Source organism: Heyndrickxia faecalis (assembly GCF_040267745.1).
Lineage (GTDB): Bacteria > Bacillota > Bacilli > Bacillales > Bacillaceae_C > Weizmannia > Weizmannia faecalis.
On sequence record NZ_CP158453.1, the window covers coordinates 2,904,010 to 2,927,324 of the forward strand.

Annotated in this window: 17 protein-coding genes; 2 read left to right on the forward strand and 15 right to left on the reverse strand. The window is 46.3% G+C overall.

Annotated elements, in window-relative coordinates:
- Nucleotides 1-44: 44 nt before the first annotated feature.
- The 9 genes from mmgD to ABR335_RS14075 form a co-directional block, all read right to left on the reverse strand.
- On the reverse strand, nucleotides 45-1,166 hold the full coding sequence (gene mmgD / locus ABR335_RS14035) for a citrate synthase (RefSeq protein ID WP_017551979.1): 1,122 nt from the start codon (nucleotides 1,164-1,166) through the stop codon (nucleotides 45-47).
- A gap of 278 nt (nucleotides 1,167-1,444) precedes the next feature.
- Complete coding sequence (locus ABR335_RS14040; protein WP_014096008.1) at nucleotides 1,445-1,819, reverse strand: DUF956 family protein; 375 nt, start codon at nucleotides 1,817-1,819, stop codon at nucleotides 1,445-1,447.
- A gap of 529 nt (nucleotides 1,820-2,348) precedes the next feature.
- Nucleotides 2,349-3,764 carry an ISLre2 family transposase gene (locus ABR335_RS14045; RefSeq protein WP_014095747.1) on the reverse strand — a complete coding sequence of 472 codons (1,416 nt, stop codon included), beginning with the start codon at nucleotides 3,762-3,764 and terminating at the stop codon, nucleotides 2,349-2,351.
- 189 nt (nucleotides 3,765-3,953) lie between these two features.
- On the reverse strand, nucleotides 3,954-4,865 hold the full coding sequence (locus ABR335_RS14050; protein WP_014096009.1) for a PTS system mannose/fructose/sorbose family transporter subunit IID: 912 nt from the start codon (nucleotides 4,863-4,865) through the stop codon (nucleotides 3,954-3,956).
- A gap of 19 nt (nucleotides 4,866-4,884) precedes the next feature.
- A complete protein-coding gene (locus tag ABR335_RS14055) occupies nucleotides 4,885-5,694 on the reverse strand; it encodes a PTS mannose/fructose/sorbose transporter subunit IIC (protein WP_014096010.1) in 810 nt (269 codons plus the stop codon).
- A 36-nt stretch (nucleotides 5,695-5,730) separates the two neighbouring features.
- Entirely contained in the window at nucleotides 5,731-6,699 is a 969-nt protein-coding gene (locus ABR335_RS14060; protein WP_014096011.1) for a mannose/fructose/sorbose PTS transporter subunit IIA, read from the reverse strand.
- Nucleotides 6,700-6,771: 72 nt separating this feature from the next.
- Nucleotides 6,772-7,275: a PTS system mannose/fructose/N-acetylgalactosamine-transporter subunit IIB gene (locus ABR335_RS14065; protein WP_014096012.1), complete on the reverse strand. Its 504-nt coding sequence runs from the start codon at nucleotides 7,273-7,275 to the stop codon at nucleotides 6,772-6,774.
- A gap of 335 nt (nucleotides 7,276-7,610) precedes the next feature.
- Complete coding sequence (locus ABR335_RS14070) at nucleotides 7,611-10,475, reverse strand: sigma-54-dependent transcriptional regulator (protein ID WP_014096013.1); 2,865 nt, start codon at nucleotides 10,473-10,475, stop codon at nucleotides 7,611-7,613.
- 435 nt (nucleotides 10,476-10,910) lie between these two features.
- A complete protein-coding gene (locus ABR335_RS14075; protein WP_014096014.1) occupies nucleotides 10,911-13,634 on the reverse strand; it encodes a GTP-binding protein in 2,724 nt (907 codons plus the stop codon).
- Between the two features lie 309 nt (nucleotides 13,635-13,943).
- Here ABR335_RS14075 and ABR335_RS14080 point away from each other — a divergent pair, with 309 nt between their 5' ends.
- The gene (locus ABR335_RS14080; RefSeq protein WP_014096015.1) at nucleotides 13,944-14,996 is read left to right on the forward strand and encodes a lactonase family protein; all 1,053 of its coding nucleotides are present in this window, start codon (nucleotides 13,944-13,946) and stop codon (nucleotides 14,994-14,996) included.
- A gap of 212 nt (nucleotides 14,997-15,208) precedes the next feature.
- Here ABR335_RS14080 and ABR335_RS14085 read toward each other — a convergent pair whose 3' ends face one another.
- From ABR335_RS14085 to ABR335_RS14105, 5 genes are all read right to left on the reverse strand, one after another.
- Nucleotides 15,209-15,517: an MTH1187 family thiamine-binding protein gene (locus tag ABR335_RS14085; RefSeq protein ID WP_179234238.1), complete on the reverse strand. Its 309-nt coding sequence runs from the start codon at nucleotides 15,515-15,517 to the stop codon at nucleotides 15,209-15,211.
- Nucleotides 15,518-15,609: 92 nt separating this feature from the next.
- Nucleotides 15,610-17,739 carry a YhgE/Pip domain-containing protein gene (locus ABR335_RS14090; RefSeq protein WP_350346276.1) on the reverse strand — a complete coding sequence of 710 codons (2,130 nt, stop codon included), beginning with the start codon at nucleotides 17,737-17,739 and terminating at the stop codon, nucleotides 15,610-15,612.
- A gap of 194 nt (nucleotides 17,740-17,933) precedes the next feature.
- Entirely contained in the window at nucleotides 17,934-18,482 is a 549-nt protein-coding gene (locus ABR335_RS14095; RefSeq protein WP_017551988.1) for an HD domain-containing protein, read from the reverse strand.
- 343 nt (nucleotides 18,483-18,825) lie between these two features.
- Nucleotides 18,826-20,163: an IS1380 family transposase gene (locus ABR335_RS14100; RefSeq protein ID WP_350346156.1), complete on the reverse strand. Its 1,338-nt coding sequence runs from the start codon at nucleotides 20,161-20,163 to the stop codon at nucleotides 18,826-18,828.
- Between the two features lie 58 nt (nucleotides 20,164-20,221).
- On the reverse strand, nucleotides 20,222-20,566 hold the full coding sequence (locus ABR335_RS14105) for a hypothetical protein (RefSeq protein ID WP_350346277.1): 345 nt from the start codon (nucleotides 20,564-20,566) through the stop codon (nucleotides 20,222-20,224).
- 128 nt (nucleotides 20,567-20,694) lie between these two features.
- Between ABR335_RS14105 and ABR335_RS14110 the strand changes: the two genes are divergently transcribed.
- Entirely contained in the window at nucleotides 20,695-21,909 is a 1,215-nt protein-coding gene (locus ABR335_RS14110; protein WP_017551991.1) for a 3D domain-containing protein, read from the forward strand.
- Nucleotides 21,910-22,274: 365 nt separating this feature from the next.
- Here the strand turns inward: ABR335_RS14110 and ABR335_RS14115 are convergent, their stop codons facing one another.
- Nucleotides 22,275-23,213, reverse strand: a complete 939-nt coding sequence (locus tag ABR335_RS14115; RefSeq protein ID WP_014096020.1) for an L-lactate dehydrogenase — start codon at nucleotides 23,211-23,213, stop codon at nucleotides 22,275-22,277.
- Nucleotides 23,214-23,315 lie beyond the last annotated feature (102 nt).

The following is a 23,315-nucleotide window of genomic DNA, read 5'->3' on the forward strand; positions in this document are numbered from 1 at the left end:
CATCTTGCGAATGCAAGCCATCCGGTCGCAGGCCTTTTTAAAACTTAATCTTGCGGATGCAAACCGCGCGGGCCTTTGTATTGGACGCGCGGACGGAACAGGCGGTTGTTTTCATGCTGCTCCATCACATGTGCGCACAGCCCGACCGTTCTTGAACTGAAAAAGATCGGCGTATAAAGCGGAATCGGAATGCCGAGCATCCAATAAACCGGGGCTGCATAATAATCGAGGTTCGGATAGAGCCCTTTTTCCTGCGCCATGATTTTTTCCCCGGCTTCGCACATTTCAAGCAGCGAATGATCCCCTTTTTCCGCACAAAGTTCTTTCAGCGCTTCTTTCATCATCAAAGCGCGCGGGTCCATCTTTTTCATGTAGACGCGGTGGCCGAACCCCATTACTTTTTCTTTGTTTTTCAGTTTCGTATAAAGCATTTCTTCAAATTTTTCCACCGTGCCGGCTTCTTTCAGCATCTCCATCACCGCTTCATTGGCGCCCCCGTGCAGATGGCCCTTGAGCGATGCCACTGCGCCTGTTAACGCCCCGTATAAATCGGACAAGGTGGACGCAATGACCCTTGCCGTAAAAGTCGAATTCGGCAGTTCATGTTCGCTGTACAGGACAAGGGAACGGTCGAAAATCTTTTCTTCCTTTTCCGAAGGGACTTTCCCGGTGATCATGTACAGGAAATTGGCGCTGTACGACAAATCCTGCCGCGGTTCAACCGGGTCCTCGCCATTTAAAAGATGGTAGCTGTTTGCAACAATGTTCGGCACATTCCCGAGCAAATGGTATGCACGGTTTAAATTGGCTTTACGGGAGCGGTCCAGCAGGTTTTCATCATACCCCGCCAGCGCTGAAACCCCTGTACGGAGCGCATCCATCGGGTGGGTGGATGCCGGCAATAGCTTCAAAATGTCCAGCACGGCGTCTGGAATCCGGTAGTTTTTCTTTAAACTTTCTTCCAACGCTTTTTTCTCGGCATCATTCGGGAGCGTGCCTTCAAGAAGCAAATGCACGATGTCCAGATAGCTTTTCGTTTTCGACAACTCAATCAAGTCATACCCCTTTAAAACGATCTCGCCTTGGGCCGTGTCAAGAAAAGAAAGCTCCGTTTCAACAGCGACAACCCCTTCAAGCCCCGGCACAAACTGTGTCGTATTTCCCATCTCCATCCATCCTCCGTTTCTGTATTTTGCCAAAACTGTAAGCACTTACAGTTTTATGTAAAACAAAGTTGCCAATACCCCTGATGCTTTCATAAAAAAACATATCATAATATTTACAAAATGACAACGCCCACAGGCTTTGGACGACGATTCAGAACGGTCCTGTGATCCGGCTTTTCAAACAGCCCGGCTTCAGGGAAACTTTCCGTGCTCTTCCTGCCATTTCCCCGGAACAGCCAACAAAAAAAGACAAGTTTAACCTGCCTTGTCTTTTAAAACTATTGCTTTTTCGGTTTTCTCTTAAAACTGCGCTTCACAACATCGAAGAAACTCAGTGACTGAACCATCCGATTCGGATCCACATATTGGCGGACCGCCCGCAACACCCTTTTCGGATCTTTGGAAGAAAAGGTGTATGTCCCGTTTTTCTTCGTTTTGATCGCATAACGCGGGATCCATTTTCCTTTAAACATGACGGAAGCGATCACGTAATCGACTTCTTCCCAAGGAATTTGAATGTATTTGCGCACATCGCGCTCATTGAAAAATTCAAATCCTTTATCGCCGATCATGATTTTGCCGTAATCTGTCAATCCCATATGCGCGGCTGCCTTTATCACCAAATCCACTTTTGTATTGATTGATTGGACCATTTGATCCACCCCGTTCTTTTCTTTTTGTGGTTTCAAAAATTCATATCTATACAGCTTATCTTGATTTCCGGATCTTCGCTTCTAAAAAGGGTCCTGGTTGACCGGTGAAACGGCTGTACATCGCAATTCTTCCCGCAACCGTATTTGTAAATCCGGGGCAAATCTTCCCCGGCTGGCCTCTCCCTTATTATACGAAGTTTTACCGCCTGAAGCAAAACATACTCAGAACCCGGTATGTGTCAAGTTTTTCTCGACAAGGTTTAAATATCGGGTATTCCAAGACACTCTTTTTGTACACTTTCGGCTACCGTGCTTTACTTGCTCGGTGTAATTTTCGGAAAAGATGTAATATTTCCGTATAAAGATGGATAACGGGGATGTTGAGGCGCGCGAAATTCACTCGCTTTCCGCGGGCGGCCGGCGAGCCTCCTCGCTCGTACCTCGCTGCGGGGTCTCTCCTGGCTCGCTTTTCCCGCAGGAGTCTCGTAAATTTCGCGCGCCTCAACGATCAGTCCCCACTGAGCCAGGCTTAAAACGAAAGCTCTAATATTTTGCTTAAATGTCCCATTGCCGATGAACTGCTTGAATGCAGGGCAACTGATCCGTGCTTTACGCCCACTGACGGGCGTACAGGCTGCTTGAGTAGTTGAGACATCCTGATGGATTGTTTCAAGTTCCGTTGCTTTCTCTCGCTTCTTGAACGGTGTTTCAGATAGGCTTCTCTCAATGTCCCATTGAGCATGCCTTGTTTGATTTTCACCATGGCTTCTGCGCCAAGTTCACTCCAATGCATGCCCCTTTTTTTCATCCTGAAGGAGATATGCCTTTGGTTCGATTCCATCGCTCCTAGGCCTCTCGCACCTTCCGGCACGTTTTTCACCCTGTCCCTCCAGTCAAAAATGCGGTCCCAGTTTTTCAAGATATACGAACGGAATTCCTTGATTTTCTTGAGAGCCTTTTTATCCGTCAAGGTGCTTTCGTGCGTATCCAAATATAACGTGAATTGGTCCAGGTTATGCGTTCTAATCGCTTTTCTAATTTGCTCCTTGATCTCGCTCTTTCCGCCCCCAAATGTCCTTATGATGGCTTGTGCAACGTGGTAGGTATCCAGCTGGTTGAGCACCGGAAATTCCGACTGTGAGAATGCTGTTTGAAACCGTTCAGCTGTGTACCCAGCACCTCCATCACTGTTTGTAATGACTTGCGCTTTTTCGAGGGAATAGGTGTTGGCAGCTGTGGCTTGGACTTCATCCCAAAATGTCTGAATGTCTTCCGTCGTCATGATGACTGTGGGCTGACGCAGGGAGACCCTTTTTCCATTGGTTTCCCAACCTTCATAGAGAATGGCATGGCGGACTTCCATACCCTGTTTCTTTTCCAGTCCCCGGATGAATACGCCATCTGCTTCGGAAAACAGGTAGTCTACCTTCTTCCCATCAGGCAGTGAAGCAGCTATTTCCATCTCTTCTACAAGGGCCTTGTCGGCTTCCACCTGCGTTTTTCCTACGCGTTTCACCATTTCCCCTACAGTTGTATGACTAAGACTCACGGCTGTCCATTCTTTTAAAATATTCGCCACCTCCCGATAGGTGTTCTCACTTGCCAACTCTGCCACCTTTAATTCCACTAACGGGCTATATCTCCGGTGGGGTACCAGCCCCAAGCATTCATCCAAGGGATAATGTGAGTTCCCTCTCTTATCACGCATTAATGAACGTTTAAAAGTCACACTTCCAAATAGAAACTGAACGCTTCTGTTATCACTACGGCAGTACTCCCAGCCTTCCTCCAACTTCTTTTGTTTAATTGTTTTATCTAACTCCTCAAATACATCCCCAACCCATTGTGTAAAAGCCTTCTGCATCAGAAGTTTAAGCTGTTCTTCAAATTCGATAAGACTCTTTGTATCCTTTAATAATCCAGCAATTATTGATATAATATCCATGGGAAGACCTCTCTCTCTAGATGTTCATCTTGAAGTGTACAATTAGATGATAGAGCGTCTTCCCATTTTTTTCCACTCATTTGCCCCTTCGAGTAAAATTTTACACATACCAGAACCCGTATACAACCCAGGGGCTGGCGGTTTTTTTGAAAAAAGCCCAGGCCAGAAAGCCCGGGCATTTGCCTTTTCTTACATTAAGTGAATTAAATGGAATACGATACCAACAACAAACAATCCAAGAATCATAACGATCGGAGACACTTTCTTTTTCAAAAGCCACATGCAGAACAGCGTCAAAAGCAATGCGGCAAGGCCCGGAATTAAGCTGTCCAGGTTGTTTTGCAATGTCGTGACTTTGACCGGTTCCAATGAGAGGCCGGCAGCTTGCTGTTCAAGCGCCGTTTTAATCCCCTGTGCTCCGGCAGGCAAATGATTCCAGTCAATATAAGCGCCTTTAGAAAGTTTTACTTGTGATACAACTGGTGTAAACTTAATCGATACCCATCTGTTAACCAGCGCGCCAAGGATAAACATCCCAAGGATCGATGCGCCTTTTGTAATATCCTGAAGAATGCCGCCCGATAAGTCCTCCGTAATTCTTGAACCAGCTCTGTAGCCGAATTCTTGTGTATACCACAGGAATCCCATCCGGATGAGGTTCCATGCAACGAAGAAAATAATTGGCCCGAGAATGTTGCCGTTCAATGCCAGAGAAGCACCTAACGCACCAAGGATTGGCCTGACCGTGAACCAGAATACCGGATCCCCGATCCCTGCCAAAGGCCCCATCATCCCGACTTTCACACCTTGAATGGCTGTGTCGTCAACGGGAGCGCCGTTTGCACGTTCTTCTTCAAGCGCTAAAGTTACACCAACAATCGGTGCAGCGACATAAGGGTGAGTGTTAAAAAATTCCAAGTGGCGCTGCAGGGCAGCAGAACGGTCTTCTTTCGTTTTATATAATTTTTTGATGGCCGGAATCATGGTATATGCCCAGCCGCCGTTTTGCATCCGTTCATAGTTCCAGGAACCTTGAAGGAAAGTTGAACGCCACCATACAGAAATACGATCTTTTCTAGATAATTTTAGTTCTTGTGCCATTTTTCTGTCCGCCTCCTTCTTAGTAATTGTCAATAATATCGCCTAACGGATCGCCGGTGTTTGCATTTCCGCCGCCTTTACCGGAGCCGCCTTGTTTGGAGAGCGCCAAATAAATCAGTGCAAGTGACACACCGATACCGCCAAGGCCGATAAGGGTAATTTGCGAAACAGTTGCCAAAACGAACCCAATGGCGAAGAACGGCCATACTTCTCTTGTCGCCATCATATTAATGACCATTGCATAACCAACAGCAACGACCATTCCCCCGCCGATTGCAAGGCCGTCTGTCAACCAGGTCGGCATGGCGGATAACAAGTCACGCACCGGTCCTGCACCAATGGCTAAAACCAGGACTGCCGGAATCGCAATACGCAGCCCTTGCAGGCAAATCGCAACAATATGCCAAAACTCAACTGTTCTGATGTTTCCTTCCCGCGCTGCGGCATCCATTAAGTGGACAATCCCTGTTGCAATGGTACGAACGATGATCGTCAATAAGAGGCCGGCAACCGCAAGCGGAACGGCAATCGCGATTGCAGAAGATACACCGGCTTTGCCTGCGCCGCTTAAAACTAAGATAATGGCAGATGCAACGGATGCAAGCGCAGCATCCGGCGCTACGGCAGCCCCGATGTTTGCCCAGCCTAAAGCGATCATTTGCAGGGTACCGCCTAAGATAATACATGGCACTAAGTTACCTGTAACGAGGCCAATTAACGTACAAGCAACGAGTGGCTGATGGAACTGGAATTGGTCCAAAATCCCTTCCATACCAGCTAAAAATGCTACGATAAAGACTAGTATCATTTGGACAATATTTAAATCCATAACGAGTCGTCCTCCCTTTTCTCCTGATGGGCAGGATTATTTTTGTTTGTTCAGCTCTTCCTGAGCCCTTTTGAGAATTTCGTCCATGTCGCCTTTTGCATCGCCCGGAACTTTGCGCACATCAAACTTTAGCCCCAGTTCTTTCATTTTTTTGAAAGCATCAATATCATTCTGGCTAAATGCCAGCACCTTGTTTGGCTGAACTTTGCCCGGCGAGTGTGCCATGGAACCGACGTTGATTGTTTTCAATGGAACGCCGCCCTCGACTGCACGGAGCACATCCTGCGGGTTTTCAAAAAGAAGCAGGGCGCGCTGGCCACCGAAATGCTGGTCATCTTTCGCAAGTTCAATCATTTTACGGATAGGAACAACGTGTGCCTTTACACCAGGGGGCGCAGCCTGTTGAATCAGTTTCTTCCGAAGTTCGTCCTTCGCTACCGCATCCGATACAACGATGATACGTGTAGGCCGTGTCGTTTTTGTCCAAGATGTTGCGACTTGTCCGTGGAGCAGGCGAGAGTCGATCCGTGCCAGCACGTATTCAAACTTGCCAGGAGCCCCTGCCGTTAACGGTTTTCCGGCAGGCTTGGAAGGTGCGGCCGGCTGTAATGCTTCAGGCCTTACTTTCACGCCTTCTTTCGCTGCGCCTAAAATATGCGCGGCAATGTCCTGGGCTTTGTTCATCGTGGCGCGTGCTGCAAATGCTTCAATGAGCATTGGCAAGTTCATGCCTGAGACGATGGCCCACTTGTCTTTGTGTTCTTCAAACAAGCTGTTGGCCTGGTTGAAAGGTGTTCCGCCCCAAAGATCGACTAAGAAGAGGACTTCATCCTGGTTGTCGAAAGAGGCGACTGCTTCTTTCATTTTTGCCTTTACGTTATCAGGGCCTTCGCTCGGCATCAATGTAACAGCTTTTACATTTTCCTGCTTTCCGAAGATCATCTCTCCGGATTGCAAGACACCATTGGCGAAATCGCCGTGACTGGCAATGATAATTCCTACCATCTTCTTACCTCCCTAATCGTATTGTTACAGTATCAATCTTATAAATAAGTTCTAAAGAACCTGTAACTAAATTCATGGATGTAGCCGTTTTTCCTTTTTGATCAGCTGCATCAAATCGATTTTCCGGTCGGCGGGCACTTGGCGGATTTCCAATTCGATGCCGCGTGCAGCCAGCTTCGCAAAGGCCTGGATATCATCCTCATTGACTGAAATAAAATTGGTGATCATCTTCTTGCCTTCCGTAAAACGCATGCCGCCGATATTGACCGATTTCAAACCAACCCCTGCCTGGACAACTTCCAGTACATCCTGCGGCGAAACAAACAGCAGCATCACTTTCATTTCGTCAAACAGCCGGTTTTGGTAAAGTTCAAGCAGTTTTTGCTTCGTAATGACATGTGATTTGATGCTCGGTGGTGTCGCTTGCTTCAATAAAAGCTTTCGCAGCTCGTCATTGGCGGCTTCATCATTGGCCACTAAAATCCGGTCAATCCCCACTGCCCTCGACCAAACCGTGGCAACCTGGCCATGAATCAAACGATCATCAATGCGCGCAAGCCGTATATCCAATGCCATCCGACCACCTCCTGCTAATCAATCGTAAAAAACTTGCCTTTCCGCCTATTATAATGCAAGATGTGTGCCAACTTTTGAGTATCAAAAAACAACCGTTGTCAAATAAGCGTTTTCAGAAATCCTTTTATGCTTATGATACACAAACCGTTTGTTTAATACACATTGAAAAAGGGTTTTATTTTCCATTTCGCTACTGTATTAAAAAGTTCTGCAATACCTGTATCATTTTGATACTTTTGACCTGCATGTGCATTCCGTATCAGGGATATCTCTCCGTCTTTTTCCCCGGCATAAAAAAAGCCTGCAAATAGTGAGAATCTATTTGCAGGTAAAAATTACCGCACGGCTGCAGTTTGCTCGGCAGATAAATGGTCGATCATGTCGGCAATATAATAAAGTTCATCATCCGACAGCTTCAATTTCAGCTGGTCTTCAAAAATTTGCGCCGCCTTTTTATATTTTTTGATTTTAGCAGTTTTTTCCGGCGTGATGTCATTTTTGTAAATGAGGCCAGACTGGGTGACCATTCTTTCGAGCGCACAACCGATATGAATATTCATATTGATTTTCGATGCGTTGTTAAACGGCCTTTCCGCTATTTTTTCAAGGGCAGTGACAAACGCCGTAATCGCTGTGATCACTTTCTTTGGATTTAAAAAGGTTAAAAATTCATTCAGGCTTTCTTCCGTCATTTCCCGCACCATTGCCGGAGACCTTGGCGGTTGTTTCAGCAACTGGTGGTTTTGAATGAGATGGGTGACCTGCGTTTCCCCGTCGCCCATAAACAAAGATTCAAGCGGAACAAACGGTGCCTGGACTTTCGGATCGGCAATCCCGACAGCGAGCAAAATGTCATATTTCTGCATCAGCATTTCTTTCTTTTCTTCTACTTCGTTGATTGGCAGCGGGATAACGGCAATATTGGTTTTGCCGATGTTTTTGAGCAGTCTTGTAATCAGCTGCTTTAATTTTTCCGCCGTCCCTTCCCCTGTTGAACAGACGGAAAGAATGGCCTGCGGTTTCACGGGCTTCCCTGTTTCCCGCGGTTTGCTTTCCATCTGGTAAGATCCGTAGCCGCGGAATTCCTTTAATGACTCATAAATATCGTCGAGATCCATTTCCATAATCGTCGCTTTGCGGATCGCTTCAATGACGAGCGCCGTTGTCACCATATCGATGGTCCGCGTTTTGATGCCCGTTTCCTGTGTAATCACATCGCCAAACCCGGTCAGCGAGCCCATATCGACAAGCAGCAGGACGCCTTTTCCCATATCAATTTCTTTTACCCGCCTCTTCATTTCCTCCAAAACATATTTCGGGTCCATATCAAGCGGCATATCAATGCAGTCCACATTCGATTCACCGAGGAGGCTTTTCACAACACTTACCATGCTGCTTGCGGTGCTGAACCCGTGCGCGGCAACGAGGATCGCCACCTGCTCGGCCTTTTGTTCGTCTATAAGAGATGTGAGCAAAATCGTTAAGTACATGGCTTCTTTTACCGGTACATGCACGCGGTATTTTTCCCCGATCATTTTGCAAATATCAAGTGACAGCTGATACTCCTGCGGTCGGTCATTGATGACATTTTCGATATTCGTATAATTGGCCACCTGCTGGTTTTTTACCCGCTTCAGGAAGGAAGTCAAGTGCAGGCTGAACGCCAGCAAAAAACGTTCATTTACTTTGCACTTCAGCCGTTTTTCCACAATATCCTGCACTTCTTCGCTGAAATTAAGGATATCTTCGCTGACAATTTTTAAGATTTTCTCACGGTTCAGCGCATAGCTTGAAAACTTGTTGTAAAACTTGTTTAAATGGATATCGATGTCCAATTTCAGAAACCGGTTAATGTCTTCATCCGACACGTCCTGTTCCATCATAAAACTGACTTTGTCCTCGATGATGTTGTACAGGTTAAAATCCGGTTCGTACGGGTCTTCTTCAAAGAGCGCCTTGTTTTCCCCTTCCGGATAAACCGTTAAATAGGAATCAATTAAATCGGAAAGCTCCTGGATTTCCTGGCGTTTTCTACTAAAATAGAAGAAACCGTTTTTCAGTTCGGATGGCAGATCTTTAAAGTGGATGGTAATGACATCATCGTGCAGGCAGTGCAGAAAACCGTTGGCGCAGACAAGCTGGATGTTGGATTTCAACTGCCCGACGTTACCGTATGACGTATTGCCAATTAACGCCTTCATCGATTCCGCATCAATTTTAATCGGTTTTTGGACGCGGTTTGCTTCAATGGCAAGCAGGAATTTCAGAATCTCAATCTTGTCAATTGCCGGCCGTTCTTCAAAAGACGGAATCCGGATCAGGATCGGAATACGGCGGACAAACGTTTTCAACAAGGAAGATTCCGGGTCTTCCGTTGTCGCCCCGACGATCAGGACATTGGCGTTGCGATTCCGTTCGGTTTCCCCAAGCTTTGCATACGTCCCCGTATCCATAAAGTAAAAGAGCATTTCCTGTCCTTCAGGCGGGAGCCGGTGGATTTCATCGAGAAACAGCATGCCGCCGTCCGCTTTGGAAACAAGGCCGTCTTTTTCGCTGTCCGCACCCGTAAAGGCGCCTTTAATATGACCGAAAATGTGGGAAATGAGGAGCTGCGGGTTATTCGCATAATCCGCGCAGTTAAAGACAATAAATTGGGCGTCTTCGTCCATAAACGGGGCTGCCAGTTTTGCATAATTGAACATCAAATTGGCAAACAGCGTTTTCCCGACACCAGTCTGGCCGACAATGAGCGTATGAAGGCCGTGCGGGGGATAGAGGACGGCCGCCTTTGCCTGTTCGACCTGCACTTTCAGGCTTGTTTTCGAACCGATCAGGTCATCAAAGGGATTCGTTTCCCAGGCGGTATCATGATTTGCGGACGGACCGTTGCCCGGATCCGGGGATTGCCCGCCCGTCACTTCAAGTATATTTTCATATTCATATTGATCTTCCGGCAATTTCGTTCCGAGAAGGTCTTCCATGATTTGTTTGACCAAGTAATGAACCGGGCGGCCTTTTATTTTGATAATCCGTTTCTGCCGCAACAGCTTGTTCAGCTCGGCACTGACATTGTTTCTTAAAATGCCAAGGTCTTTTGCGATATCCGAAGCTGTAAATCCTTCTATACGGATCCATTCATCAAGCGTTTTGCCTTGCGACTGTTCAACAAGATACGCGTAAATGCGGTCAATCCTTTTCAAAATGCCACCCCATTTCTAAGTATAAACTGTATCTTAATAGTATCACGAATGTATCATCCATCATAGCAGGAATATATTGCGAACAAGTGTCAAGTTTTTGCCAAAAGGAGCTTATCTTTAATACACTTTTAGAACCCACGCTGCTTCAGGTGAAAACGCCCGGTACACCCGAAAAATAGGATAAAAAAACAACGCCGCATATGGGCGCTGTTCATTCAACAATTTTCGGCCGCTTCCATCCATCTGCTTTCCGCAACATCCGGCCGGTTCATTTTCTGTTCCCAAACCGGTTCATGCATGTGTTTCCGGCGAAATTCAGGCGGTTCATTTATTGATCATATTGGGGCTTACTGAATCCGCACTTTCGCCATGCGTTCAGCAAGCCCTGTTTCCCCTTAAGCCCTGTGCCTGCCCCGTCATCGTCTTGCGAAAAGTTTACACTTTCCCGCTTGTTTTCTGTCCGAGCTGCATCCATTCAAACTGGCGGAGTTTCAGTTCGAATAATTTCAGCGGATCCTGATACACTTCCGGATTTTCTTTCATATTCTCCAGCATCTCTTTTGTCTCGGCAATGGCCGCCCCTGTTTCCGCAATCGTTTCGCGGAGAACCGTTTCCGGATTTTTAAAGAACAGGCGGACATCGCGCTCAAGCCCTTGTTCAAACAGCTCGAATTGCAGCATCACTTTATTCGTGACAAGGTTTGCAATTTCCGTATAATCTTCGCTTTCGATAAATTTTTTATAGCGGTTATACAGCATTGTTTTGTTTTGCGAAAGCACACCAAACAATTTGCCCGCGCTCTTTAACAGGACCTGCTGCGGCGTATGGCGCAACAATATATTGACCGGTTCAAAAGGAATTCCGTTTGCCATCCGATCCGCATCACGCCGCCAGTCCTCCATAATTTTAAAATCGCAGGCAAGCGCAAGAATCTCTTCCCCGTACAACTTGTTAAACCCTTCCGCCATTTCATCAAGATAATCCTGGCTTTGCTGCAATTCCCTTTCCGACGCTTCTATCCACTCCGTCACCAGCTCCTCGTATTTCGGGGAAATGGACGTCTGCAAAAAGTGCCGGATCCGGTTGTTCATTTCTTCATTCAACTCGAGATGAATTTTCCGAAAATCACTGTCCGGCTTAATAAAATCGGCGCTTTTCCGTAAAATTTCCGGAATCTTATTTTGCAGTTCATCGCGGATTTTCCGCGTCATGCTGTGATAGGACGAGCGGACAAGCTCGGTTTGTTCATGGATGACATCCTGAAGCTGGTTTGCCGCTCCGTTTAATTTTGCGTACAGATCTTCATGCCGGTTGATTGACTCTACCAGATGCTGTTCATTTTGCAGCCTTTGTTTCAGCAGATCGGCAATCGATTCCCGAATGCAGTGCGATAGTTTTTCAATCCGGCTTTCTTCCAGGTTTTCCGGCTTGAAATTTTGCCGGAAAAAGCGGGCAAGATCCAGCCCTGCTTCCCGGGATGCATAATTGGACGTATAAGGGTGCAAGTTTGCCTCTGGAAAAATCGTTTTCACCTTTTGTACTGTTTCTTCCACTAAATCTGCCGCTTCCTGCTTGCTGTATATCATATCCATTTTGGACAGCAAAAAGTGAATCGTTAACCCGGGCACTTGTTCCTTCATTTTCAACAACATATCCGCTTCTTTGTCTGTAAGGGGATCATTTGCATTTAAAACGAATAAAACGCCGTCAACAAAACGCAAATACTCGTATGCCTTTCCCCGCCCCGGCCCGTTCAGCCCGGGTGTATCGATGAAAATAAGCGCATTTTCTTCCAAAAACCGGCTCGGACCCCGCCATTCAAGCATGTCTCCGGGCTCCGGCGCCGCATTGTCCTCTTCCGTTACAGGCGAAATGCCTTTGTCCGAGATCACAGAAAGCGCATGTTCATCATCATGGCGCACCGCCATCACAAACTGTGTCGGCCGTTCGGGGAGCGGGTCGGCCAGCACCGACTGGATAAAGGCCGTCTTGCCGCTGCCGTTCATGCCGGTAACGAGAATGTGCTGGACATCAAAGTCAATCAGCTCCCTCGCCATCCATTTCAAACGGGTGCTGACAGATAGCCCGTTCCTTTTTGCCCATTGCATAATGGAATCAAAGAGCCGGAGCGCATATTCAAGCTGATCCAATGTTTGCTCCGCATGATTCAGAATCGTTTCCGCATCGGCAATTTGCTGCGGCCCGATGCTGCCCGGAAAAAGATCGCCCCATGCGAGAACCGCAGTGGATGCTTGAAGGGCGTGCGCCTGGTCCGTGATCCGCAGCCAGTTCGTTAAAATGCCCGGCATCACCGGTGCCAGTTGTTTTAACAGATAGCTGCCGCTGATTAAAGAAAAATAGGTTTCCCCGTAAATGGCAGACAGCTCGTGCCAAGTTTCAAGCGAATGGAGTTCAAGCCCGGCAAATAGGTCATTGAATTCGCGGAGCCAGCCGAGATACGCGCCCTCCGTTTCGTAGGACCGCCAAAGCGCAACCGCCAGTTGTTCAAACTGAATTTGATCCACCTTGTATAAAACGGACAGCGCATCCCGAAAATAATCCGGCGCAATCGTCTTGGTATGCCCTTTTTCAATATACGACTTTAAAATTTGAAACCAAAACAGCGATTCAGTGCGGATGGATTCATTGACAGCCAGTTCAACCGCATTCATCCAGTCTTCGTTTTTTTCAAAGTAGGCACGGGCGATTTTCGTCACATTCGGATAGTCCGGGTTCATAGCGACCGCTTGTTTGATTGTCTGGACAGCCTGGTCATGCTTTTGCTCCTCCATATAAAGTGAGATGAGCTGAAGCGCGATCTCCGTCTTTAACACGATAGAGTCTGTTTGAACCGACTTGTAAATTTCTTCGGCCATGCTGCTGAGACCGAGTTCAAAATAAGCATCCCCCATGTTTTTTTGCGCCCACGGTTCAAAGTCGTTATGTATGCTTTCCCATTTAAAAACGGCCGCTTCATAATCTTTATAATGAAAATAAATTTCCCCTTGTGCAAAGCGGATATAGGAAAGATCGGCATTTTCAAGGGCATTTTCTTTTTCGAACGCTTCACCGAGCACTTCAAGCGGATGGCGCTCTTCCCCTTCTTTGATAAACGTTTCATAATAACATTTTTGGACAAACTGGTCTTCCGGCTTCATGATTTTCCTCCTCACACGGCCTTTTATATCTCTATCATATTGCATCCGGGATGCAGCGATGTGTAGAATTTTGTCGATTACTTTATTTTATCAAAACATCTCCAACAAAAAATTTCAGTTCGCTTTCAATTTTGATACAAAAATGAAACATTTACCATATTTTCGCTTGCTTGGAGCAATTTTGAGCATGTTTCCCGTTTATCACCCTGTTTTTCGCTCATGACATCGTACCCGGAAATGCGCCTGAATGAACGGGAAACGTTTTCTATGTTATAATATTCACATTACAGATTGGAAGGAGCATCAGCCATGGGAAAAACAAAATGGACAGGGTATGCCGGCACCTATACAAAAGGCGCCAGCGAAGGGATTTACACCTTCACCCTCAATACAGAAAAAAAGCAAATTGAAGATGTGAAAGTTGCCGCCAAACTGGACAATCCGACTTATCTCAATATCACGGCAGACAACCGCAATCTGTATGCCGTTGTCAAAGAAGGCAGCCAGGGCGGGGTTGCGGCTTTTTCAATTGATGCGGAAAGCGGTGCTCTAACGGAATTGAACCGCCAATTATCCGGCGGCGCCTCCCCATGCCATGTCAGCGTGGATTCGGCAAAGAAAACGGTCGTCTCCGCCAACTACCATAACGGGACGGTCAGCGCCTATCTGACAAACGAAGACGGCAGCCTGCAGCCGGCAGCAAGTGTCATCGAACATACCGGCTCCGGCCCGAACCCGGAACGCCAGGAAAAACCGCACGTCCATTTTGCAGGCTTTACCCCGGATGAAAAATATGTCGTCGCGGTGGACCTCGGCAATGATACGATTACAACGTACGCGCATGATGGCGGCAAATTAACGGAAAAAGCCGCCCTTTCCGTCCGCCCGGGAAGCGGCCCGCGTCACCTTGCCTTTCATCCGGACCGAAAATTTGCCTACTGCATGACAGAACTGAGCAATGAAGTGATTGTGCTTGAATTTGACGAAACTTCCGGTACGTTTAAAGACGTCCAGTATATCAAAACGATTCCGGAAGATTTTACGGAAAACAGCCAGGGAAGCGCAATCCATCTCTCTTCCGACGGTCGTTTCGTTTACGCCGCAAACCGCGGCCATGACAGCATCGCCGTGTTTGCAGTCGGTCCGGACGGCAAACTGTCCCTTGTCGAGTACACCTCAACCGAAGGAAGTTGGCCACGCGACTTTGTGCTTGACCCGACCGAAAAATTTATCGTGGCTGCAAACCAGGAATCGGGCACGCTCGTTTTATACGCCCGCGATCCGGAAACCGGAATCCTCACTTTGCTGCAAAAGGATGTCCCCGTTCCAGAAGCGGTTTGTGTAAAATTTTTGCACGGATAAAATGTTGACCCATTCAAAAGGCGGGCTCCGGTCCGCTTTTTGTTTTTTCCGGAGAAATTCTCATCATTTTATCATTTTCATTTCACAAGTTTTTCTTTTTCATGTTTTACATTTAGGACAGCGGCAAGGAATTGCAGCAAACCATATTTGGCCGGGCTTCCCCCAGAGCCTGGCCAAACCTCCTTTTATCATACCGGCCTTGTGCCGGTTTTTTATTGGCCGAGTTTTTCGGCGACGGAGGCCAGTTTTCCTTCCATCGTGAGCTGTTTGTCCCTGCGGTCGTCGATGCGGATATTCGTTTCAACACGCTTTACGCCATTTGAAAAAGGGATTTCATGCAGTTTTTCAATGATTTCAAACAGGTCATGGATGTCCCCTTCTATTAAAGTGCTCATCGGGGTCAGCTTGATTTTCACCCTTCCCTGTTCTTTTCCCAGCGCCTTCTCAATCGCCGCCACATATTTGCTGATGCTTGTTGAATCCGTTCCGACCGGAAATATGGTAATATCGGCAATCGCCAATGCAATCCCCTCCTAATATTCTTCTTTCTTATTATAAACCAACTTTATTTTTCATGTCTTCCTTCTCATTTTTCTTGTCTATTCCGCTTTTTTCATTCGAATAGCCCGCTTTCTTTCCCTTTTCTTGTAAAACGTTCGGTCATACGGCTGAGCAGTTTCTTGGCTGCGGTCCCGAAAATAAGCGCAATTGCCAGAAATCCTGCCAGATAAATGATATCTGTGATCACAGCCTCCATCAGCATCCCGCCAACAGCTTCACGCATTAAGCCAATTCCGTAAGTAAATGGCAGGAGCGGATGGATATGTTGAAAGAAAGACGGTTCCATCTGGATTGGAAAAGTGCCGCCCGAACCGGAAATTTGCAGGACAAGCAGGACAATCCCAAGTGCTTTTCCCACATTGCCAAAAACAGAAACGAGTGTATAGACCATCACGGTAAAAACAGCACCAATCCCGATACCGAACAAAATAAACCAGGCTTTTTCCTGCACATCCACATGTAAAATAAAAAGATCGCCCGCCGCCGTTATCGCCGACTGGAAAAACGCAATCGTTAAAAACAGGAGCAGCTTGCCGAAATAGACTTGCCAGCTGGCATATGCGCCGCCATGGTGGTGTTCAACCGACAGCAGGGATACCAATAGCATTGCCCCCACCCAAAAAGACAGGACTGTATAAAACGGAGCCATGCCCGCACCGTAATTTTTGATTGGATATAGAACTTCTTCCTTCAGCGATACCGGCTGTTTTAAAAACCCGCTTTCTTCTTGTGCATCGTTCTTCAGCAGTTGAATCCACCGGTCTATATTTCCCTGTTTTTCAAACGCCCGGATTTTACCAGCCAGTTCCCTGATTTTTCTCTCAGCAGCCGGCAGTTCTGTTTCAGCCGTTTTCAATTTTGCTTTCCCGATTGCAAGCCCGGTTTTCGTATCGCGGAGAATCGCCTGGATATCCGGCAGGCTGCCTTCCAATTTTTGAAACAGCTTGTTTGCTTTTGCACTGTCCTGCCCGGCTTGTGCCACAAATGTTTTTAAATCCGCGGCGATGGCTGCACCATCGTTTTCAAGCAGGCTGCCGGCGATGGCCCCGGCACGGCCGGCTTCCTGCTTTAGATCTGCCTGCAATGCTTCCGGCAGCAACCCGTTATGGGCCTGTTGGAGAATTTTCCCGTTTAGGTCCTTCTGTTTTTGAAAGGATTGGCTGAGTGCAGTAAACCGGGCTGCCATACGCTTAAGATGCTCCGAACCGGTTTCTTCAGCAGCGGTTCGGAGCAAATCACTGAACGCGTCAGAGATCTGTTTGCTATTTTGCAAGATCATCGTATTTTTTGGCGCTGTTTCTGCAATTTTCGTTTTGTCCGCCAGCATACTCACCTGGTTCGAGACAGCAGGGGCGGCATTCAGTGCTTCCAGTCCGGTTTTGATCACGGTATCCGTCTGCTCAAGCAAACTTCCAGTGTTTCCAAAAAAGCGGGACATGTCCCCTGAGACGGTTTTGCCGTGTTTTGCAAGCAGCAGGACATCGGGCATCGCGCCTTCTGCCTGTTTTCTTACTGCGTCTGCTTTCGTAATATCCCGATCTGCCGTCCTGATGATCCGGTTAAGCTCCGGAATGTCTCCCTCCAATCTAAAAACCCATGCTTTAAAATTTTCAATATCCGGCAAATCCCTTTCAAGTTCAATGCCGATTTGATTAAACATTGTAAAAATCGCTTTGCTAACGGTTTTTACAAATTGCGCACTAATTTGCTGTGTAATGGCAGACGCACCCGACCCTGTTATTTTAGGCGCAATCGCATTGATTTTTTCATTAACGGTATAAGTAATGACCGGTTTCTCCGGCTTATCACCCAGGATGGAAGCCAGTTTTTCCGAAAAATTTTCCGGTATGGTCAGGCTTGCATAGTACTCTCCGGTCTTTACGCCGCGTGCAGCTTCCTTTTCCTGTACAAACCTCCAGCCGAGCGCTTTATTTTGTTTCAACTTTTTGATGACCTCATTACCGGCGTGTACTTTTTTTCCGTTGATCGCTGTCCCCCGGTCCAAATTCACAACGGCTACCGCAATTCCTTTTGTGTGGCCGTATGGGTCCCAGGATGCCTTGATGTTAAACCAGGCATACAATGATGGAAGAATGATCAAGGCGGCAATGATCAGACTTGCTGCCCAGTTTGTTGTCATTTTTTTCAAATCGGTTGCATAAATCTTCCATACCTTTTTCATTGGCAGCCTCCAAGTGTTGTTGTATCTTTATGTTTTCCAACCGCTTGAGCTGTCATGTACACGCAAAAAAGCCTGTGCGTCTCCGTTTTCGCACAGGTAACGTTAATATGATGAATGAAGGCCGGTGCCCATATTCGCAGTTTTTCAAGCAACAAGTCCGTTATTTCACCGGCAATGTCTTGCCCTGCACTTATTCATGTCCGGATAACGCCGAAAACCTGCTTTATTTCCGACTGCAGCTGCTCCAGTAAAGGAAAAGAATGGTGCAACGCAATAGTTTCTGCAATCTTTCTATAGTACCATTCCTGCTTTTCTTTTCCACGGCTGAACGCATTCCACACGCTTTCCCCGCTTTTTCGCAATTCTTCGTGTATCGTTTTCAAGTTATGGAGTTTATCTGCGCATATGAGCATACAAATTTCCTCTTCTGCCGTTTTTAATCGCTCGATGGTATGCTGCTTCCGTTCCTCCCACCGCACATTTTTAGGCGGTTCAGTGCAGGCTTCAACAATCCGGGCAACATTGCTTCCAAACTCGGCTTTTATCTCCTCGTTTGTCACCGCAGTATCTTCAACCGTATCATGGAGAAGCGCTGCTGCGACCACTTCTTTGCGGCAGCCTTCTTTTAAAAGCATCATGGCAACCGCATACGAATGCACAATATACGGCAGGTCGGACGCTTTCCGGTATTGGCCTTCATGTGCTTTTGCCGCAAATTCAATTGCTTTTTCCACCATTTCCATTAGAAATTCCTCTCTTCATACAAAGCTGCTTTTATCATCATACCAAAACGGCGCGGCTATACATGAATGAAAATCGAAAAGCTCAGCACTACTTTTGGACTTCTTAAACATTAACCTGAATCCGTGACGAAAATATAACAAACGCCGTTAATAGGTAGATTTCCCAAGAGTAAGGATATAGTGGTGTCCGACTATTCGATAAATGCACTTTTAGTGATTCAGTATGTAAAAATTTCCCTGTTTCATTCGTTTTTGTGCACGCCAAATAAATCTGCAAATTTCCATTTTTTCAAGTTTTCGTTTTTTTATTTCTTTTTTCCTAGTAGTCTATTGATCGGGATGTTTAGTAAAAGGCTTGATACAAACGAGTAAAGACCGGTAACCATTTGTTGGTCTCCGCGACTTTTAATTTCCATTGCCGGCCACGGAAAACCAGCTTTGAGGCCAGTGTGATCATATTCTGGATGACGGTTCGGATTCTTCTTCTTGTTGTTTTCTTTTTCAATGGCGTATCTTGTTTTTTCAAGCTTTCTTGTCCAATCAAGCGAAGCAGGTTATACGCAAATACACCGAAATGGAGCACAAGGCCATTCGTTTCATATTTGCCTGACGGCAGCCGTTCGAGATCCAGTTCTGATTTAATTTCACTATGGAACTGTTCGCAAGTGCCATGGTTATGATAAAGAGAGATCACCACATGAGGCGGCACTTCAAGGTCCGTCCAGTAGGTTTCAAATTCATACTCGGGAATTAAAAAAATTTGTCCGTCTCTTGAGATGGTTCTTTCGGTCACTTTAAAAACTTTTCGGATGTTTCGCTCCTGGTCCTTAATTTGAATGGTTTCGGGGATGGATCCAAGGTAAACCTTCTTTCCTTCCCGTTCTTCACAACAGATCCCATATTTTCGGGCAATGTTCAGCCAGTCCTCAGCTTTTTCCTTACGGGGATTGCGTTTGATAATAAAGCTTGCATGGTTTTCTAGGAGAATAATGAGATTATCCCGGCTGTCATTTCCGGAATCAAGCCTGAAAAGCAATGGCTGATCTGTTAGTTTCCGGGCAGATTGAATGGTTTCCTGGATGAAATTTGGTGTACCTTTTTGGCAGTGGACACTTCCCTTTCGCATCTCAACATGCAGGCAGTAACCTTCCTGTCCCATGTAAGCGAACATAGGGGCATAACCGTCACAGCCTTTATAGGTTCTTTCTACCCCTTCCTTTTTTGTCTTGGAGTTATCGAAAGGGGAGACATCCAGATCAACCGGGATATACGGCTTGTCTTTGGCGTAAACCGGGCTGATTTCCGCATTTGTATGGCGAATCAGATCCAGCGATTCTTCGTGCAAGATCGTTTTCCATTTTTCCACCAAGGCGGCCTGGTCCAATCGTTGCCTGAGAGTCGGGCTGGAAGGAACCCTCTGGATATCCAAAGCCAGTGCAAAAAAAGCATCATCACGGAAGGTTTCAATATTGTCATAATCACTTTTTCCCTGGCAAAGCAAGCCGATATAAGATTTAGCCACATCGCCATTGGAACAAGCCGGATACCGGGAGATATCAGGGAGTTTATAGGCATTCAACCTGGAAACTAAATTCGTTTGATTTAGTAAATTTCCTACTATCGCTAAGCCAGCTTGGGCAACAATTCGTTCTTTTGTGGGTTCTATCACAAACTTTTTCATGAGATCACCTGAATGTGGAATGAATTTAATTTGTCTGATATACCAATTATACTAAATTTTATGCGATTTGTTTGCCTTTAAGCGGAAATTTCGTCACGGATTCAGGATTAAAAGAATCCTTGACCGGCACAAAGGCACAGAATATTCCTTCCCATCCTGTCTGAATTGAAAAAGAAGCTGATCCCTGCTTCTTTTTATCTATTTTCTTTGCCTTTACCCCCTCGAATTCTTTTATGTTATCACTTTTTCCCACTTCTCGATATGCTTTATCCGACCATTGCTTGAGCACAGTGATTTGCCGCTGTACCCGCTTTATTTCTTTTTGCTGCTTTTCATACGCCTGTTTCTGCTGACGGAGGCAGAAGTCTAATAACTGCCCATCATCAGCCGAAAAAGCACCCAAATCTATCTTTTCCCTTTTTCACATGATTTGAGTCCGTTTTCATTCTCGTAATATGAATTTAATCGTATTGTAATCTTCCTTTCTACCTATTTGTGTTATAACAAGAGTACGGAGAAGGGAGTTGTCTTATGCACTTAAAAAGGCGAATTGCAGTTATGGCGTTTGCCATATTCGTTGGCACGGCACAACTAAATGCCTATGCAGAAACAGATCAAGGTTCCTTACAGAAAAAATTGGATGAAAATACGCAAACCATCCAAAAGAAAGAATCGGAGAAAAAAGCCGTCGAAAGCAAAATGGAGAATTTGCAAAAAGACTGGAATACATTGCAATCGTCCATTCAAAAAAATAAAGATAATATCGCAGCAACCGAAGCGAAAATCCAGTCAGCAAAAGATTCTATCGAAAAGAAAAAAGAGGAAATTGTAAAGCTGGAGGACCAAGTTTCTGCACGGGAAGGCGTGATTAAAAAACGCCTCGTTGCCATGCAAAAAAACAACCAATACGACTATGTGATTGAAACGATTTTAAACGCGGAAAGCATTGGCGACCTGATCAACCGGGTCAGTGCAGTCGCGACCCTGCTGAACGCTGATACAAGCCTTTTGGATCAGCAAAAAGCAGACCTTGCGAAAATTGAAGCCGATAAAAAAGCCATTGCAGACCAGGAAAAAGTGCTCGAACAGGAGCAGGCAAACTTAAAAAGCAGCCAAGCAAAACTGCAAACAGATTTAAAAGAAAAGGAAAAGGCATTGTCGGGACTAAAATCGAAGTATGACAGCATTCAAAATGAGTTGTCACAAGCGGAACAAAAACAAACCGACTTGAATACAAAAATCAGCAACCTGCAAAAAGAAATAAAGGCACAGCAGGCGGCTGCAAAAGCAAGGGAAGAAGCCCTCGCAAAACAAGCACGCGATGCTGAAGCCGAAAAAGCAGCAGAAGCGCAAGCAGAAAAAAACGCAGAAGCACAAGCGAAAAAGCCAGCGGAAGCCAGTGCCGGGAAAACGGCCGGAACCAAACCCGCCGCATCTGCCAGCCACAGTACGCCACAAGGCAAATCCTTTTATGTGACGGCAACATCTTATAACCATGAAGATACGAAGTCGGACATTACTGCTACAGGATATAACATTAAGAAAAACCCGAACATGAAATTGATCGCTGTCGATCCGTCGGTCATTCCGCTCGGCAGCAAAGTCTGGGTTGAAGGATACGGGGTTGCCATCGCAGCCGATACCGGTGGTGCCATTAAGGGCCATATCATCGATGTCCTGATGCCGAACAAAAAAGCTTCCATCGCATGGGGGCGCCGTACAGTCAAAGTGATCATATTGAATTAAGAAAAAGCAGCCTTGAACCGATTCAAGGCTGCTTTTTTATATCCACCTATGGGGTCCCGTATAAAATGAACTTAAGTTTTTACATCAAGCCCGAGCACCAATTTGCATGAAGGAGGCAACAGAGCTGCGATATTTTGGTCATTTTATTAAAGTGAATTTCAATTGTTCGCGTCAAAATCAATGATCATCATGGCTTCCGGGAATACATAGAGAGTAGGAATCTTTAGTTCAACTTGTATAGCATAAATTTAGGAGCGGGGGCACGGAACAAACGTGAACTTTTTCGGCAGTCCTTTTTCAGGCAGGCGCCGGGATTTTTTTCAAAGAAAAAGCCGGGCCTCCCATGAAGCCCAGCCGACACATGCTTACAATACAGGTGCCATCGTTTCTTTTAATACTTTAACAGAATGGCTAAATTGTTCCTGTTCTTTGTCGTTCAGCTCGATTTCAACCACTTCACGGACGCCTTGGCGGTTAATAACGGCAGGAACACCAATGTACACATCGCTGTTTCCGTACTGGCCTTCCAAAAAGGCAGAGACTGTCAAAACACTGTTTTCATTGTTCAGGATCGCTCTTGTGATCCGGGTCAGAGACATCCCGATGCCGTAAAATGTGGCCCCTTTTCGTTCAATGATATGGTAAGCCGCATCTCTCGTGTTGACAAAAATATCATCTAATGTTTTTTGGTCAATGGTTCCCTTTTGCAGATAGCTTTCAATGGTGTCATAACCGATCGTTGTATGGCTCCAAACCGGAAGTTCCGTGTCGCCGTGTTCGCCGATAATTGCGGCATGGACATTGCGCGGGTCAATTCCGAAGTGGGCGCTCAAAGAGTTGCGGAGACGCGCGGAGTCAAGCACTGTGCCCGAACCGATAACATGTTCTTTCGGCAGGCCGGACTCTTTCCAAGTTACATATGTCAAAATGTCAACCGGGTTGCTGGCAACAAGAAAAATCCCGTTAAAGCCGCTGTCCATGATGCTCTTAATCATGCCTTTAAAAATTTTTGCGTTTTTGGCAACAAGATCAAGCCTTGTTTCGCCCGGTTTTTGCGGGGAACCTGCCGTAATGACAACAAGATCGGCAGTGCCGCAATCGGAATAATCGCCTTTCCAAACGCGGGTCGGCGTAGGCGCAAATGGCAGGCCGTGGTTCAGGTCCATGGCTTCCCCTTCTGCTTTTGCTTCGTTAATATCGATTAAAACAAGCTCTTCTGCAACACCCTGATTAATCATGGCGTAGCAGTAACTTGTACCAACTGCACCCGTTCCAACCACTGCAATACGATTGACCTTTTTCATGTATAATCTTCCTTCCCATCAAAAGTAAAAGATATATCCACTGTATGAAAGCAGTTTTGCAAGCCCGGCATGGCGGGCCCCTATCCAGTCTATGGATATTGT

Coding starts and splice junctions, on each gene's coding strand:
- mmgD (WP_017551979.1), bottom strand. CDS start 1,166: ATGGGAAATACGACACAGTTTGTGCCGGGGCTTGAAGGGGTTGTCGCT.
- ABR335_RS14040 (WP_014096008.1), bottom strand. CDS start 1,819: ATGGTCCAATCAATCAATACAAAAGTGGATTTGGTGATAAAGGCAGCC.
- ABR335_RS14045 (WP_014095747.1), bottom strand. CDS start 3,764: ATGGATATTATATCAATAATTGCTGGATTATTAAAGGATACAAAGAGT.
- ABR335_RS14050 (WP_014096009.1), bottom strand. CDS start 4,865: ATGGCACAAGAACTAAAATTATCTAGAAAAGATCGTATTTCTGTATGG.
- ABR335_RS14055 (WP_014096010.1), bottom strand. CDS start 5,694: ATGGATTTAAATATTGTCCAAATGATACTAGTCTTTATCGTAGCATTT.
- ABR335_RS14060 (WP_014096011.1), bottom strand. CDS start 6,699: ATGGTAGGAATTATCATTGCCAGTCACGGCGATTTCGCCAATGGTGTC.
- ABR335_RS14065 (WP_014096012.1), bottom strand. CDS start 7,275: ATGGCATTGGATATACGGCTTGCGCGCATTGATGATCGTTTGATTCAT.
- ABR335_RS14075 (WP_014096014.1), bottom strand. CDS start 13,634: ATGAAGCCGGAAGACCAGTTTGTCCAAAAATGTTATTATGAAACGTTT.
- ABR335_RS14080 (WP_014096015.1), top strand. CDS start 13,944: ATGGGAAAAACAAAATGGACAGGGTATGCCGGCACCTATACAAAAGGC.
- ABR335_RS14090 (WP_350346276.1), bottom strand. CDS start 17,739: ATGAAAAAGGTATGGAAGATTTATGCAACCGATTTGAAAAAAATGACA.
- ABR335_RS14095 (WP_017551988.1), bottom strand. CDS start 18,482: ATGGAAATGGTGGAAAAAGCAATTGAATTTGCGGCAAAAGCACATGAA.
- ABR335_RS14100 (WP_350346156.1), bottom strand. CDS start 20,163: ATGAAAAAGTTTGTGATAGAACCCACAAAAGAACGAATTGTTGCCCAA.
- ABR335_RS14110 (WP_017551991.1), top strand. CDS start 20,695: ATGCACTTAAAAAGGCGAATTGCAGTTATGGCGTTTGCCATATTCGTT.
- ABR335_RS14115 (WP_014096020.1), bottom strand. CDS start 23,213: ATGAAAAAGGTCAATCGTATTGCAGTGGTTGGAACGGGTGCAGTTGGT.